Origin of the sequence: Marinobacter sp. tcs-11, from assembly GCF_002049515.1 — a bacterium.
In the GTDB taxonomy this organism is placed as follows: domain Bacteria; phylum Pseudomonadota; class Gammaproteobacteria; order Pseudomonadales; family Oleiphilaceae; genus Marinobacter; species Marinobacter nauticus.
Genome location: NZ_LLYU01000002.1, coordinates 152,293 through 166,971 on the forward strand (window position 1 = coordinate 152,293; position 14,679 = coordinate 166,971).

At 57.4% G+C, this 14,679-nt stretch carries 14 protein-coding genes; 10 read left to right on the forward strand and 4 right to left on the reverse strand.

Translation table 11 applies throughout. The annotated features are described in order from the left end of the window. Positions 1-102 precede the first annotated feature (102 nt). The 6 genes from fabF to putP all read left to right on the forward strand — a co-directional run bounded on the left by fabF (position 103) and on the right by putP (position 6,567). Positions 103-1,350: a beta-ketoacyl-ACP synthase II gene (gene fabF, locus ARC85_RS03395; protein ID WP_153740324.1), complete on the forward strand. Its 1,248-nt coding sequence runs from the start codon at positions 103-105 to the stop codon at positions 1,348-1,350. Positions 1,351-1,356: 6 nt separating this feature from the next. Next, on the forward strand, positions 1,357-2,175 hold the full coding sequence (gene pabC, locus ARC85_RS03400; RefSeq protein WP_153740323.1) for an aminodeoxychorismate lyase: 819 nt from the start codon (positions 1,357-1,359) through the stop codon (positions 2,173-2,175). Continuing rightward, the gene (gene mltG / locus ARC85_RS03405; protein WP_153740322.1) at positions 2,175-3,245 is read left to right on the forward strand and encodes an endolytic transglycosylase MltG; all 1,071 of its coding nucleotides are present in this window, start codon (positions 2,175-2,177) and stop codon (positions 3,243-3,245) included. Before pabC ends, mltG begins: the two co-directional genes overlap by 1 nt. After that, on the forward strand, positions 3,242-3,886 hold the full coding sequence (tmk, locus tag ARC85_RS03410) for a dTMP kinase (RefSeq protein ID WP_153740321.1): 645 nt from the start codon (positions 3,242-3,244) through the stop codon (positions 3,884-3,886). The genes mltG and tmk overlap by 4 nt, the downstream gene beginning before the upstream one ends. 98 nt (positions 3,887-3,984) lie before the next feature. Next, positions 3,985-4,764 (forward strand): AraC family transcriptional regulator, encoded by a 780-nt coding sequence (locus ARC85_RS03415; RefSeq protein WP_011785337.1) that lies wholly within the window; start codon positions 3,985-3,987, stop codon positions 4,762-4,764. A 312-nt stretch (positions 4,765-5,076) separates the two neighbouring features. Continuing rightward, positions 5,077-6,567, forward strand: coding sequence for a sodium/proline symporter PutP (putP, locus tag ARC85_RS03420; protein ID WP_153740320.1), 1,491 nt, complete (start codon positions 5,077-5,079; stop codon positions 6,565-6,567). Positions 6,568-6,734: 167 nt separating this feature from the next. On the opposite strand, the gene ARC85_RS03425 is transcribed toward putP, so the two are convergent. Further along, complete coding sequence (locus ARC85_RS03425) at positions 6,735-9,329, reverse strand: bifunctional aconitate hydratase 2/2-methylisocitrate dehydratase (RefSeq protein ID WP_153740319.1); 2,595 nt, start codon at positions 9,327-9,329, stop codon at positions 6,735-6,737. A 257-nt stretch (positions 9,330-9,586) separates the two neighbouring features. Between ARC85_RS03425 and ARC85_RS03430 the strand changes: the two genes are divergently transcribed. After that, on the forward strand, positions 9,587-10,198 hold the full coding sequence (locus tag ARC85_RS03430) for a MiaE family protein (RefSeq protein ID WP_114435015.1): 612 nt from the start codon (positions 9,587-9,589) through the stop codon (positions 10,196-10,198). On the opposite strand, the gene ARC85_RS03435 is transcribed toward ARC85_RS03430, so the two are convergent. After that, complete coding sequence (locus ARC85_RS03435; protein WP_014421143.1) at positions 10,171-11,076, reverse strand: LysR family transcriptional regulator; 906 nt, start codon at positions 11,074-11,076, stop codon at positions 10,171-10,173. The two genes, ARC85_RS03430 and ARC85_RS03435, sit on opposite strands and share 28 nt — an antisense overlap. A gap of 136 nt (positions 11,077-11,212) precedes the next feature. On the opposite strand from ARC85_RS03435, the gene ARC85_RS03440 reads away from it, so the two are divergent. From ARC85_RS03440 to ARC85_RS03450, 3 genes are all read left to right on the forward strand, one after another. Next, positions 11,213-11,983: a ferredoxin--NADP reductase gene (locus ARC85_RS03440; protein ID WP_011785332.1), complete on the forward strand. Its 771-nt coding sequence runs from the start codon at positions 11,213-11,215 to the stop codon at positions 11,981-11,983. Positions 11,984-12,090: 107 nt separating this feature from the next. Continuing rightward, positions 12,091-12,492, forward strand: a complete 402-nt coding sequence (locus ARC85_RS03445) for an acyl-CoA thioesterase (RefSeq protein ID WP_273029905.1) — start codon at positions 12,091-12,093, stop codon at positions 12,490-12,492. 49 nt (positions 12,493-12,541) lie between these two features. Next, positions 12,542-13,411: a hypothetical protein gene (locus tag ARC85_RS03450; protein ID WP_502688008.1), complete on the forward strand. Its 870-nt coding sequence runs from the start codon at positions 12,542-12,544 to the stop codon at positions 13,409-13,411. Here the strand turns inward: ARC85_RS03450 and lpxH are convergent. Next, positions 13,395-14,120: a UDP-2,3-diacylglucosamine diphosphatase gene (lpxH, locus tag ARC85_RS03455; protein WP_286714294.1), complete on the reverse strand. Its 726-nt coding sequence runs from the start codon at positions 14,118-14,120 to the stop codon at positions 13,395-13,397. The two genes, ARC85_RS03450 and lpxH, sit on opposite strands and share 17 nt — an antisense overlap. Continuing rightward, positions 14,117-14,617, reverse strand: a complete 501-nt coding sequence (locus tag ARC85_RS03460; protein ID WP_121206796.1) for a peptidylprolyl isomerase — start codon at positions 14,615-14,617, stop codon at positions 14,117-14,119. The genes lpxH and ARC85_RS03460 overlap by 4 nt, the downstream gene beginning before the upstream one ends. Positions 14,618-14,679 lie beyond the last annotated feature (62 nt).

The window sequence follows — 14,679 nt, forward strand, 5'->3', positions numbered from 1 at the left end:
GCAAAAGCCGTCCTTTGGGCTTATTGAAGGACGGCTTTTTTATTGGTCGGACATTGGCCAGCAGTGAACCATCAGAGACGGAACAATCGGGTGATTGGGGATATGAGCAAGCGACGGGTTGTCATCACGGGAATGGGTATGCTTTCTCCGGTGGGGAATGATGTGACGTCTTCCTGGGAAGCCATTCGTGCCGGACGCAGTGGCATCGGACTGATTGACCGCTTTGACGCGTCCGAGTACACCACTCGCATTGGCGGTGCCGTCAAGGATCTTGATATCGAGCCCTGGTTGTCCAGCAAGGAAGCGCGAAAGCTGGATGCCTTTATTCACTATGGCCTGATTGCAGCGCAGCAGGCGGTAGATGACAGCGGCCTTGAGCAATACAGCAAGCTCGACAAGGAGCGGGTAGGGATTGCCATAGGTTCAGGTATCGGTGGCCTGGAATACATCGAAAAGAACGTTCTTCAGATGGATAAGGCCGGCCCGCGCAAGGTTTCGCCGTTTTTTGTGCCGGCATCCGTCATCAATATGATTTCCGGTAATGCGGCGATCCGTTTCGGCTACAAGGGGCCGAATATTGCGATCGTGACCGCCTGTACCACCGGAACACACAATATCGGCTATGCCGCCAGAACCATCGCCTACGGCGATGCCGATGTCATGCTGGCCGGCGGCTCTGAAATGGCGACCACACGCAGCGGCGTGGCGGCATTTTCCTCCGCCCGGGCCCTGTCGACCCGCAATGATGAGCCGGAAAAGGCCAGTCGCCCCTGGGATCGTGACCGTGACGGCTTTGTACTCAGTGATGGCGCCGGCGTTGTGGTTCTGGAAGAGCTGGAACACGCCAGGGCGCGAGGAGCAACCATTTACGGCGAAGTCATCGGCTTTGGCATGAGTGATGACGCCCATCACATCACGGCCCCCCCGGCCGATGGTGAGGGCGCGGCGCGCTCCATGCGAAATGCCATCCGCGATGCCGGCATCAGCCCGGATCTGGTCGGATACATCAATGCCCATGGAACCTCTACTCAGGTTGGCGATGTGGCTGAGGTGGCTGCAGTCAAATCGGTGTTTGGCAGCCATGCGGAAAGACTGGCCATGAGTAGCACCAAATCCATGACCGGACATCTGCTGGGCGCCGCGGGTGCCGTTGAGGCTATATTCTCGGTGTTGGCAGTCCGGGACGGGGTGTTGCCGCCTACCATCAACCTTGATCATCCGGATGAAGGTTGTGATCTGGACTTTGTGGCGCACAAATCCAGAGATGCCGATGTGAAGGTCGCGCTGTCGAATTCGTTCGGCTTTGGCGGCACCAACGGGACCCTGATCGTCAGCCGCTACGAGGGTTGAGCCCGGGTGTTGAAGCTCTACTGGGCAGACGACGACTGCCTGCTCCCTGGTGACCGGGGGCTGGCATATGGAGATGGCCTGTTCGAAACCATCAGGGTGAACGGGGATTCCGCGCCTTTGCTGGTCTATCACCTTGACCGGTTGGTGCGGGATGCCGGGCGCCTGGGTATTTCTCTGAGTCGGCCCGAACTTGAGTCTGCGGTTGCCGGCGCAATGCAGCGCTATGGGGCCATTCATGGCGGCAGCCACTGGGTGCTCAAGCTGGTGGTAACCCGTGGCAGCGGTGGCCGCGGGTATCGGCCGGCAGCTGATGTCAGCCCTCATCTGTATCTGTTCCATTCCGTTCTTCCTCCGCTGCCGCCCGAAACCGGGGTCATGGTGGACTTCTCCCGGGTACCGTTGACGGTCAATCCACTCCTGTCTGGCATCAAGAGCCTCAATCGGCTGGAGCAGGTTATGGCGGCCCGGGAAATGAAGGATCCAACATTTGAGTTGCTGATGACCAACGCGGCAGGGCATGTGGTTGAAGGTACCCGGACCAATTTATTTCTGCATGGCCCAGATGGTTGGAGAACGCCTCCGGCGGCCTCGTTGGCGGTTTCCGGTGTGATGCGCCGAAAAGTGATCGAATGCCTGCATGCCGCGGGTGAGCCTTTCCGGGAATGTGAGCTGCAGGTGGAGGACCTGCTGGGCCGCGAATGCCAGGGTCTGTACCTGACCAACAGCGTGCTTGGAGTTGTTCCGGTTCGCAATCTGGCGGGCCTTGATTTGCCTGTGGGCAACCGGCTTGCGACAATTTGCGATCCTCATAAGCGACCGGATTGATGCGCGTGTTCAAAAAGCTACTCGTAGGTATTGTTGCTCTTGCTGTTCTGGCGGTTACCGGCAGTGGTCTCTGGCTCTGGCAGGGTTTGAAAACACTTGAGACCCCGGTTGTCCTTGACGAGCCGACCCTGTTTTCTGTCGAGCCCGGCACGGCGTTTGGCCAAGTGGCGCGGGAGCTGGCTACGCAAGGGTTTGTGGATGACCCGCTCTGGTTGCGAATTCACGGGCGCCTGAACCCAGAGCAGACCCTGATCAAGGCGGGAGACTACGAGTTCACCTCTGGCATGACCCCTGTCGACATGATCAACCTGATGGTGGAAGGCAAGGTAAAACTCTGGTCCGTGCAGTTTATCGAGGGCTGGACCTTTGCCGAGATGCGGGCAGCGCTGGCGCGCACCGACAGGCTCACCAGGCAGACCACCGATTGGACGGATGAGGAGATCATGGCGGCTCTGGGAGCCGAAGGGCAGCATCCCGAAGGCTGGTTTTTCCCGGATACCTACCTGTTTCACAGTGGTGAAACCGATCTCGATGTTCTCAAGCGCGCCTACAACATCATGACCGGGGTCCTTGAGGAAGAATGGCAGAACCGTGAGCAAGGGCTCCCGTATGATAGTCCCTATGAGGCATTGATCATGGCCTCGATTGTGGAGCGCGAGACCGGAGTGGCCGGCGAGCGACAACAGGTGGCCGGTGTGTTCGTCCGGCGCCTGCAGAAGGGGATGCGCCTGCAGACGGATCCAACCGTCATCTATGGCATGGGTGACAAGTACCGGGGCCGGATTGGCCGTAGTGACCTTCGTACCTGGACGCCCTATAACACCTATCGCATTGATGGCCTGCCGCCAACGCCTATTGCGTTACCGGGACGAGAATCCATTCATGCCGCGTTGCATCCGGATGACGGCGATGCCCTGTACTTTGTCGCCCGGGGGGATGGCAGTCACAAGTTTTCCCGTACGCTTGCCGAGCACCAGAAAGCCGTGCGTGAGTTCCAGCTGAACCGCCGGGAAGATTACCGTTCATTCCCGGCCCCGGATTCAGAAACCAGCAGTAACGGAGAGCAATGATTTTGGCCAGAGGGCGATTCATTACATTCGAGGGTACCGAAGGGGTTGGCAAGTCAACACAGCTGGATAACGCTGCGAAAACCCTGGAACGGCTTGGTATTGATTACATTGTGACCCGTGAGCCAGGTGGCACCCCTATGGCAGAAAGCATCCGTGAGCTGTTGCTGGCCCCCAGAGAGGAGTCAGTACACGAAACCACCGAGCTGCTGCTGATGTTTGCCGCCAGGGCTCAGCACCTCCATAACAGAATCCTCCCGGCACTTTCCGCCGGTAAGTGGGTTCTCTGTGACCGGTTTACCGATGCTACCTTCGCCTATCAGGGTGGTGGTCGTGGCGTTGCCCGAGAACGGATTGCGTTGCTGGAGGCTCTGGTTCAGGGTGAGGTGCGTCCGGACCACGTTATTCTGCTGGATGCACCTGTGGAAACCGGTATGGCTCGTGCTCGAAAGCGCGGTGAGCTTGACCGGTTTGAGCGGGAGGCGCAGGCATTTTTTCAGCGGATACGGGAAACCTATCTGGAGCGCGCGACGGAAATGCCCGGGCGCTACCATGTGGTAAACGCCGCCTTACCCCTCGAGCAGGTATCCGAGAGTGTATCAGCCCTCCTGACCGCATTGGCAAAACTGCCGGTTTCTGACTGACAGCAGACAGATCGCTGGCGAATCCCGGTGTTTTCGTGCACTTTTTGTAATGTTCTGCTTTAATTGAGGAACATTCTCGATAACGGCTTTCAGTAGTAATGCTCAACGCGAAACTTTTGAAGCTACCCACGGCTGCCCAACAGCATCACCATGAACACCACCAGATCGTGGTCGGTGTGCGCGGGCAGGCGGAGCTGAGCATTGATGGATCCGGTGCCTGCCTCGACACCTGGAAAGCCTGTCTGGTACCTACAGAGGCGCGCCACGATTATTGTGGTGATCAGCAAAACCACGTGCTGGTCATCAATGTTGATCCCTTCTGCGCAGCACTGTCGACACCACTGCACTCGGACTACGACAAGTTGATGCGGCTGTTTGAGAAGCCGCGTACGGTACAGATGGATAACCGTATTCAGGGGTTGGTCCAGTTTGCCGCCGGTGAATTCGACCGTTCACCGGATAACCGGGCGCTGCATCAGCACCTCGCCGCCAGTATTCTCCATTGCATGGCTGAGCGCATCGTCGACCGCCCCCCCGTTTCCAGTAACAGAAACAGTCTCAATCCCGAGGACATCCGCCGCTATATCGTCGGCAATCTTCACCGCAAGATAACCGTCCAGGATCTGGCCGGTGTCGCATGCCTGAGTGTGAGCCGGTTTCATGAGATTTTCCGGCAGGTTACCGGGACTACGCCGCATCAGTTTCTGCTGCAAACCCGCCTCGATCAGGCGGTTGGACTACTCTCCTCGACCTCGCTTTCGGTTTCTGAAATCAGCTATCGCACCGGCTTTTCATCGCAGAGTGCGCTGACCAACGCGCTCAGAAAACATCGGGGCATTACACCTTCCAGGCTACAACTGAATGAACATGTGGCCTGATTCAGGCGTGGATTCGTAGGTTTTGACGTCAGTCCCGTAGGATTCTGCAAAATAATCGTAGGATTTTGTAAGCCTCGAATCCGTAGTAATACTAATTTATATCGCCCGAGGACCGAGGCTCCGGAGCTGAGCTGGCTGGTCGCAAAGATCTGGCGATCAGCTATATTCAATGAGGAATCCCGGCAAGTTGATTCTTGCTACAGGTCTGACGAATCCGAGACATACAAAAAAACGGCACACAGTGCCGATCTTTGATCTGGTGTTGTGCCAATCGAGCGGATCTTATCCGACTCATAAAACCGGAGGAGCCATATGGCTATTGGAGTTTGGATCAGTCTATTTGCGTATTTCGCCCTGATGATCGTAATTGGCCTCTGGGCCATGCGCACATCATCAGCCACTGCTGAGGATTACATGCTGGGGGGCCGTGCCCTCAGTCCTAAAGTTGCGGCGTTGTCAGCCGGCGCATCAGATATGAGTGGGTGGTTGCTGCTGGGTTTGCCCGGCGCCCTCTATGTTACCGGTCTGGCCTCGGCCTGGATTGGTATCGGTCTGTTTGTTGGTGCTTTCATCAACTGGGTTGTGGTTGCACCCCGGCTGCGGGAGCAGACCGTGCATTATGGCAATGCACTCACCATCCCGGCGTTTCTGGCCAACCGTTTCCCAACCAAGGCTCTGCCGCTGCGCACAGTATCCGCCATCGTTATCGTGCTGTTCTTCGCGGTTTATACCGCCTCTGGCCTGGTTGCCGGCGGCAAGCTGTTTGAAAGCGCCTTCGCTGGTATCTTTAACTTCGGTGGCATGAGCGACTACGCCGCCGGTATTGTGATCACCCTGGGTGTGGTGCTGGCGTACACCGTTGTTGGCGGCTTCCTCGCGGTGAGCATGACGGACTTCGTGCAGGGCTGCATCATGATGCTCGCTCTGGTCATCATGCCTGCAGTAGTGCTGTTCGGCGAAGGCGGTGGTGGTTTCGCCCAGGCTTCCGAGACCTTGAACAGTGTGGATCCAACGCTCCTGTCGTGGACGGAAGGGCTCACGGTGATTGGCTGGTTGTCGGCGGTTACCTGGGGGCTCGGCTATTTCGGCCAGCCGCACATCATCGTACGTTTCATGGCTATCCGTACCGTGGGTGAGGTAGGGACTGCCCGTAATATCGGTATGTCCTGGATGGGCATCTCCCTGATTGGCGCGATCGCGCTGGGTGTGTTTGGCCGTGCCTACGCTGTACGTAATGGCCTGGACGTTGCTGATCCGGAAACCATTTTCATTGTTCTGTCAGATCTGTTGTTCCACCCGCTGATTACCGGTTTCCTGTACGCCGCTCTGCTGGCGGCAGTCATGAGTACCATCTCCAGTCAGTTGCTGGTTTCCTCCGCCTCGCTGACCGAAGACTTCTACCGTCTGTTCCTGCGCAAGGAAGCCACGGATAAAGAGTGTGTCAATGTTGGCCGGGCCTGTGTTGTGGCGGTTGGCCTGGTGGCAGCCTTTATCGCGTCTGATCCGGATTCCCAGGTTCTGGGGCTGGTCAGTAACGCCTGGGCGGGCTTCGGTGCTGCCTTTGGTCCGCTGATCATTCTGGCTCTGACCTGGCCGCGTACCAACGGTGCAGGCGCACTGGCTGGCCTGATTGTGGGTGCAGCCACCGTGATGATCTGGATCTCTCTGGGCTGGAATGGTGAGTTCATGGGTGGCCCGGGTGTGTATGAGATTATCCCGGGCTTCGTTGCTGCGTTTATCGCTATCGTTGTGGTAACTCTGGCCACTTCCGATGCCGGTGAGTACCAGCACATCGAACGGTGATGATTCACGTGCACTGAATAAGGGGCTCCTTCGGGAGCCCTTTTTTTGTCCTTGAACAATGGAGTGTCGCCGGTCATGGGGGTGGCCGGGCCTGTGTGTCAGGACCAAAAAAACGCCAGCCCGAAGGCTGGCGTTTTCAGATCAGAGGTAGGTTACCTCAGAAGATCTCAGGCTACGGAAGCCTCAGATGCTTTCTGGGTGTACTCTTCCATCTGGTCGAAGTTGAGATACTTGTAGATCTCTTTGGACATGCTGTTCAGGTCCTTGGCGTACTCCATGTACTCCGCCGGAGTCGGGAGTTTGCCCAGTACCGCGCCCACAGCAGCCAGTTCCGCGGAGGTCAGGTACACGTTGGCACCATCACCCAGGCGGTTCGGGAAGTTACGGGTAGAGGTAGACAGGACCGTTGACTTCGGTGCTACACGTGCCTGGTTACCCATGCACAGGGAGCAGCCCGGCATCTCGGTGCGAACACCGGCGGTGCCGTAGGTGTTGAAGTAGCCTTCTTCCATCAGCTGCTGCTGGTCCATCTTGGTGGGCGGAGACATCCACAGACGGGTGCTCAGGGCGCCCTTGTGTTGCTCCAGCAGCTTGCCAGCGGCACGGAAGTGACCAATGTTGGTCATGCAGGAACCGATGAACACTTCGTCTACCTTGTCACCAGCCACTTCGGACAGGAACTTGGCATCGTCAGGGTCGTTCGGGCAGCACACGATCGGCTCTTTGATGTCAGCCAGATCGATTTCGATCACGTGGGCGTATTCCGCGTCTTTATCAGCACGCATCAGCTTCGGATCTTTCAGCCACTCTTCCATCTGCTGGGCGCGACGCTCCAGGGTACGCGGATCGCCGTAACCTTCAGCAATCATCCAGCGCAGCATTACGATGTTCGAGCGCAGGTACTCAGCCACGGAGTCTTCCGACAGGTTGATGGTACAACCGGCAGCGGAACGCTCGGCAGAGGCGTCAGACAGTTCGAACGCCTGCTCGACAGTCAGGTGCTCCAGACCTTCGATCTCCAGAATACGGCCGGAGAATTCGTTGATCTTGCCTTTCTTCTCAACAGTCAGCATGCCCTGCTTGATGCCGTACAGCGGGATGGCGTGTACCAGGTCACGCAGGGTGATGCCAGGCTGCATTTCGCCTTTGAAGCGAACCAGAACGGATTCCGGCATATCCAGCGGCATAACGCCGGTAGCAGCGGCAAAGGCCACCAGGCCAGAACCGGCCGGGAAGGAGATGCCCATCGGGAAACGGGTGTGGGAGTCACCACCAGTGCCCACAGTGTCCGGCAGCAGCATGCGGTTCAGCCAGGAGTGGATGATGCCGTCGCCCGGACGCAGGGAAACACCGCCACGGGTGCGGATGAAGTCCGGCAGGGTGTGCTGCATTTCAACGTCAACCGGCTTCGGATAAGCGGCGGTGTGACAGAAGGACTGCATCACCAGGTCTGCCTGGAAGCCCAGACACGCCAGGTCTTTCAGCTCGTCACGGGTCATCGGGCCAGTGGTGTCCTGGGAGCCTACGGTCGTCATGTGCGGCTCACAGTAGGTGTTCGGGCGAACGCCTTTGCCTTCCGGCAGACCGCATGCCTTGCCAACCATCTTCTGGGCCAGGGTGAAACCCTTGTCGCCAGCTTCAGGATCTTTCGGCAGACGGAAGATGTCAGTAGCGCCCATGCCCAGAGCCTGGCGGGCCTTGTTGGTCAGACCACGGCCGATGATCAGCGGAATACGGCCGCCGGCCTGAACTTCGTCCAGGATCACATCAGATTTGAACTTGAACTCGGAGATGGTTTCACCGGCTTCGTTCAGGATCTTGCCTTCGTACGGGCGGATTTCGATGACGTCGCCCATGTTCATGTCGTCAACCGGGGCCTCGAATACCAGAGCACCGGCATCTTCCATGGTGTTGAAGAAGATCGGGGCAACCTTGTTACCGATACAGACACCGCCAGCGCGCTTGTTCGGCACGCCCGGGATGTCTTCACCGAAGAACCACAGAACAGAGTTGGTGGCAGACTTACGGGAAGAACCGGTACCCACTACGTCACCAACGAAGGCAACGGGCAGGCCCTTGGATTTGATTTCGTCGATCTGGCTCATCGGGCCAGTTACGCCGGGCTCTTCCGGCTTCAGGCCGTCACGTTCCATTTTATAGGCAGCGCGGGCGTGCAGCGGGATGTCCGGGCGGGACCAGGCATCCGGGGCCGGAGACAGGTCGTCGGTGTTGGTTTCGCCGGTCACCTTGAACACCACCATTTTGGTGCTCTCGGGAACCTTCTTCTTGTTGGTGAACCACTCGGCGTTGGCCCAGGACTCAACCACAGACTTGGCAACGGCGTTGCCGGCGTCCATCTTTTCCTTCACATCGTTGAAGGCGTCGAACATCAGCAGGGTTTTCTTCAGCTGCTCACCGGCCAGTTCGGCCAACTCGCTGTTGTCCAGCAGCTCAACCAGGGTCTCGATGTTGTAACCGCCCTGCATCATGCCCAGCAGTTTCACAGCGTATTCTTTGCTGACCAGCGGGGAAGAGGCTTCGCCCTTGGCGATGGCAGACAGGAATGCAGCCTTAACGTAGGCAGCTTCGTCTACGCCCGGCGGAATGCGGTTTTCCAGCAGGTAAACCAGGGTTTCTTCTTCACCGGCCGGCGGGTTCTTCAGCAGGTCAACCAGGGCGGCGGTCTGCTCGGCGTTCAGGGGCTTGGGGGGAATACCCAGGGCTTCACGTTCGGCAACGTGTTCACGATAGGCTTCTAACACGATATGGACCCTCATCAGTTGGAATGTTCCGCGCTGTGGGCGTGGTGCCCGGCGGGAGTTTTTTGGCGAAAAGGCCGCAGGAGCCTCTGAATAACGCCTCAAATCACTGATGGGGTTTCAGGATTTATTCAGAGACTCCTTGATCTGGCGCTGCATTCTATAGGAAACCCCTTATAAAGTTAAGTTGGACAGAGGTCGGAGGAATCTGTTAAGTGCGCTATACTCCGGCCTCCCGAATTTTCAGCCTGAACCGCGATATGAACGACGCCCTGCAAGAAATTCACGATTTCCTACCGTGCCGTACCCCGCAAACCTGGATTGACAGCGCCCTGGCAAACCAGGACCTGCTGCTGATCGACCATGCGCACTGTGAAAAAAAGGCCGCGTCCACGGCGCTGAGTCTGATGTACCGTTACGTGGACAACACCGAGTTGCTCAACAAGATGTCGCGTCTGGCCCGAGAGGAACTGAGGCACTTCGAGCAGGTACTGGCGATCATGAAAAAGCGGGGGGTTACCTATGCCCATCTGTCACCGGCACGGTATGCCGCCGGCCTGCGGGAAGCGGTACGAACAGAGGATCCCGGGCGGCTGGTCGATGTCTTGATCGTCGGCGCCATTATTGAGGCCAGATCCTGTGAGCGTTTTGCTGCCCTGGCTCCCTCGCTGGATGAAAAGCTGGCTGAGTTCTACAACAGCCTGCTTAAATCCGAGGCACGTCATTACCAGGATTACCTGACGCTGGCCGAGCAGGCCAATGGTGGCCCGGTGGATGAACGCGTTGTGCAGTTCCTGGCCATCGAGCAAAAGCTGATTGAATCTCCGGATTCCGAGTTCCGCTTTCACAGCGGCCCGGTTCTGGCAGGTTGAAGCTCCTGGCAAAGTGACATCCAGCGGGCGATTCCGGCGCTGCGGTATTTCTGTTTGTGCAGAATGAAGTAGAACTGACGGTCGAATTTCCGATAGTCGGGGACGCTCAGGGGGACCAGGCTACCGCGTTTGAAAGCGTCGGCCAGAACTACTTTGGACAGGCATCCGATGCCCAGATCCGCCTCGACGGCCCGTTTGATGGCCTCGGTATGTTCCAGTTCCAGCAGGATGTTGAGGTCTGGCAACAGGCCGTGCATCCCCCGTTCGAAGCTCTGCCGCGTGCCAGATCCCGGTTCCCTCATAATCCAGACCGCCTGACGAAGGTCCTCGTCGGTCAGAGCCTGTTTTCGGGCCAGGGGGTGTGACGGAGAGCAGAATACCGTCAGTTCGTCTTCCCGCCAGGGAATTACCTCCAGCTCCGGGGACTGTAGCTCGCCTTCAATCAGACCGATATCCAGTTCGAAGTCCCGGACCCGGCGGGCTATGGAGCTGGTGTTGGCCACCTCCAGTGAAACTTTCGGGCGGGTAGGGGTATTCATGTATTTGGCCATCACGCCCACGGCCAGATAGTTCCCTATAGTCAGGGTAGCGCCGACTTTCAGGGCGCCGACTTCTGAATGTTTACTGAACGCCTGTTCCAGTTCCGTGGCCTGCGCCAGCAGGGACTCTGCCTTGGGCCGGTAGAGTCGGCCGAGTTCGTTCAATTGCAGCCGTTTGCCCACGCGGTCGAAGAGCTGGATATCGAACTGGCTCTCCAGTTCTTTCAGGGCGCTGCTGGCGGCGGACTGGGACATGGCCAGCGATTCGGCAGCCCGGGTGATGTTCTGGAAATGGGCGGCGGCCAGGAAAACTTCGAGCTGACGAAAGCTGTATTTCATAGGGTCTCTTCCGGTGGAAGCTGTTTATCGGAAAAATCGAATAGCCTTATGAAAACAGCCCGTTTTGTCGATTTCAAGCAAAAGGTTAAACTATTCTCAATTCCTGATGGACTGACGTTAATAGGCGAGGGCTCCCATGAGCAACCTGATGAAAGAAACCGTAACCAGTGTGCACCACTGGAACGATACGCTGTTCAGCTTCAAGACCAGTCGGGATCCCGGCTTCCGCTTCAAGAACGGTCATTTTGTAATGATCGGTCTGGAGACAGATGGCAAACCGTTGATGCGCGCCTACAGTATTGCCAGTGCGAACTATGAAGAAGAGCTGGAGTTTTTCTCTATCAAAGTTCCTGATGGCCCGCTGACCTCGCGCCTGCAACAGATCAAAGTGGGTGACGAGATTCTGGTCAGCCGCAAGCCAACGGGTACGCTGGTATTGGACAATCTTCTGCCGGGCCGAAATCTCTGGCTGATCAGCACCGGCACCGGGCTGGCACCGTTCATGAGCATCATCAAGGATCCGGAAGTTTACGAAGCCTATGACAAGGTGATTCTCACCCACGGTGTGCGCTACATCTCCGAGCTGGCGTACCAGCAAGAGATTGAAGAACTGCCGGAGAACGAATTCTTTGGTGAGATGGTCAGTGGCAAGCTGGTGTATTACCCGACCGTGACCCGGGAGCCCTTCCGCAACCAGGGTCGTCTGACGGATGCCATGGAAACCGGCAAGATCACACGGGATCTGGGGTTGCCGGATTTCGACGTGGAGCAGGACCGCTTCATGATCTGTGGCAGCCCGAGCATGCTGAAGGACACCTGTGCCATTCTCGATAACATGGGCTTCCGCGAAGCCCGTGGTGGCGACATGGGCCACTATGTGATTGAGCGGGCTTTTGTGGAGCAGTAACTGCGACTAAAGTACTAGCGGAAAATCCTGTGGTTAACGCCACAGGATTTTTTTTGCGACAAAATTTGTGTGTATAGTTTGCGCTCTTTCATAGCAGGACTATGCCCATGTTTACCCTCGACATTCAGCCTCGATTCAGTGATACAGACGCGCTTGGTCATATCAGCAATACCTCCCTGCCGGTTTGGTTCGAGCAGGGACGTACTCCGATATTTCGGATTTTCCACCCGTCGCTGGACGTAAAAACCTGGCCGCTGATCATTGCCCGGCTGGAGATCGACCTGTTGGCCCAGAGTTACTGGCACATGCCCGTTGAGATCAGAACCGGCGTGGGCAACATTGGTAACAGCTCGTTCCAGGTGGTTCAGGAGGCCTGGCAGGATGGCAAGCAGATCGCCCGTGGTGTCGCGACACTGATTCACTTCGATTACGAAAATGAAAAGTCTGTTCCCATCCCTGAGGCCATCAAGGCAGAATTGGCTGAACATAAGGTCAAGGATACGGCGTAGTGGTGCCGTCAATGGAGGAGCTGTGACCTCAAGGCTTTCTTGTCTGGCGATGGCGCTGGCAGGCTCTCTGCTGCTGGCCGGCTGTGATTCCGGGGAAGAGCAGGGTGCGCCTGATGATCCCTCGGGTTCCTCCCGGCGGGCGGTTTCGGGTGTGGATATTTCCCAGGCCCTGGAGCCGGCTCAACTGGACTGGGTCGGCCAGAGGATTTTCCAGAATGAGTGTGCGGGGCGGTTCCAGTGCCTGGTGCACTGGAACGAGGGGGAAGCCTTCCCGTCCCTGGGTATAGGACACTTCATCTGGTATCCGGAGGGGGTTGAGGGCCGTTTTGTCGAGAGCTTTCCGCAGTTGATTGCCTACATGAGTCAGCGACAGGCGTCGGTGCCGGACTGGTTGCGCGGGCTTGATCCTCTGGATGCTCCCTGGCCGGATCGCGCGGCCTTTATGCAGATGCAGGATTCGATCCGCGTTGCCGAACTTCGGGAGTTTCTGGCAGGCACTCAGGGTTTGCAGGCAGAATTCATCTTTCGCCGCGCCCAGGAGTCGCTGGGCACTATTCTGGATGAGGTTCCCGATCATCATCAGAAAGTTGTTCAGGGTTATCTTGAGGAGTTGAGCGCTACCCCGGGTGGCGTCTATGCACTGATGGATTATGTCAATTTCAAAGGTGAAGGGCTTGCTGAATCCGAGCGCTACAAAGGTGAGGGTTGGGGGTTGTTGCAGGTGCTCCTCGCCATGGATCCGGAGCCGGGGCAATCGACCCTTGATGCGTTCCGGGTGGCGGCGGGGGAGGTGTTGACCCGCCGCGCCCGAAATGCCGAAAATCCGATTGAGCGGGAGCGCTGGCTGCCCGGTTGGCTAAAACGGCTGGAAACCTACCGGGAGCCCATCACCGACACGATGGCTACAAAGGCCTCTTGAGCAGCTCGGGTTCCTGCCCCGGGCGAGCTTTCAGCCACCAGATATTCTTATCCCAGTCTCCCAATACAATCCTGCGTGCGGGCTTGCCATTGGCTTCCAGCTCATGAATGGCAGGACGGTGGGTATGGCCGTGAATCATCAGTTGAACATCATGGGCCTCCAGTTCTTTCACCACTTCCTCGGGGGTCACATCCATGATGGTCTCAGCCTTGCCCTGATTCTTCGCCATGGAGATTTCCCGCAGTTGCCGTGCCATCAGCTGACGATCTTTGAGTGGGCGGGAGAGAAGCATCTTCACCGTTTGCGGGTTACGCATGTTGGCCCGGAACTTCTGATATTCCACATCGGCCGTGCAGAGGCTGTCACCGTGCATCAGTAGGGCGGGTGTGCCATACAGATCCACTACCGTCGGATCATCCAGCAGGGTGGCGCCGGCGCGCGCGCAGAAATCTTCGCCAATGAGGAAGTCCCGGTTGCCGTGCATCAGGTAAATATCGGTGCCTGTGTCCCGCACCTCCCGCAAGGCCGCCGCTACCTGTTCCTGCAGCGGGGTTCGCTCGTCATCTCCAATCCAGGCTTCAAAAAAGTCGCCAAGAATGTATAGACGCTCAACGCCCAAGGCTTTGTCTCTGAGGAAGGTCAGAAACGCACCCGTAATATCCGGGCGCGATTCTTCCAGGTGCAGATCCGAGATAAACAGCGTGGTCACGCGTCCTCCAGAACCTCGGCTTTTTCAATCACTACGTCCTCAAACGGGACGTCCTGGTGGCCGGCGCGCATGGTGGTGCGAACGGCGCGGATCTTGTTGACGGTCTCCATGCCCTCGGCCACCTTGCCGAATACGCAGTAGCCCCAGCCCTCTGCGTTCTTGGCGGTGTGGTCCAGAAAACCGTTGTTCTCAACGTTGATGAAGAACTGGGCGGTGGCGGAGTGGGGGTCCATGGTGCGGGCCATGGCAATGGTGCCGACCATGTTGCTCAGGCCGTTGTCAGCCTCGTTCTGGATAGGTTCGCGGGTTTTGCGCGGCGTCATGCCAGGCTCAAAGCCGCCGCCCTGAATCATGAAGTTGCTGATAACGCGGTGAAAAATCAGGCCATCATAGAAACCGTCGCGAACGTATTGTTCGAAGTTTTTAGCGGTTTCCGGGGCTTTCTCGTAGTCCAGTTCCAGTTTGATATCACCGAAGTTTGTCTGCAGCAGAATCATCAGGGTTTCCTGTGTTTGGGGATCGGAATGTTTAAAGTGGCTATTGTACTCAAGAGTTTCGT

Coding starts and splice junctions, on each gene's coding strand:
- fabF (WP_153740324.1), top strand. CDS start 103: ATGAGCAAGCGACGGGTTGTCATCACGGGAATGGGTATGCTTTCTCCG.
- mltG (WP_153740322.1), top strand. CDS start 2,175: ATGCGCGTGTTCAAAAAGCTACTCGTAGGTATTGTTGCTCTTGCTGTT.
- tmk (WP_153740321.1), top strand. CDS start 3,242: ATGATTTTGGCCAGAGGGCGATTCATTACATTCGAGGGTACCGAAGGG.
- ARC85_RS03415 (WP_011785337.1), top strand. CDS start 3,985: ATGCTCAACGCGAAACTTTTGAAGCTACCCACGGCTGCCCAACAGCAT.
- putP (WP_153740320.1), top strand. CDS start 5,077: ATGGCTATTGGAGTTTGGATCAGTCTATTTGCGTATTTCGCCCTGATG.
- ARC85_RS03430 (WP_114435015.1), top strand. CDS start 9,587: ATGAACGACGCCCTGCAAGAAATTCACGATTTCCTACCGTGCCGTACC.
- ARC85_RS03435 (WP_014421143.1), bottom strand. CDS start 11,076: ATGAAATACAGCTTTCGTCAGCTCGAAGTTTTCCTGGCCGCCGCCCAT.
- ARC85_RS03440 (WP_011785332.1), top strand. CDS start 11,213: ATGAGCAACCTGATGAAAGAAACCGTAACCAGTGTGCACCACTGGAAC.
- ARC85_RS03445 (WP_273029905.1), top strand. CDS start 12,091: ATGTTTACCCTCGACATTCAGCCTCGATTCAGTGATACAGACGCGCTT.
- ARC85_RS03450 (WP_502688008.1), top strand. CDS start 12,542: ATGGCGCTGGCAGGCTCTCTGCTGCTGGCCGGCTGTGATTCCGGGGAA.
- ARC85_RS03460 (WP_121206796.1), bottom strand. CDS start 14,617: ATGATTCTGCTGCAGACAAACTTCGGTGATATCAAACTGGAACTGGAC.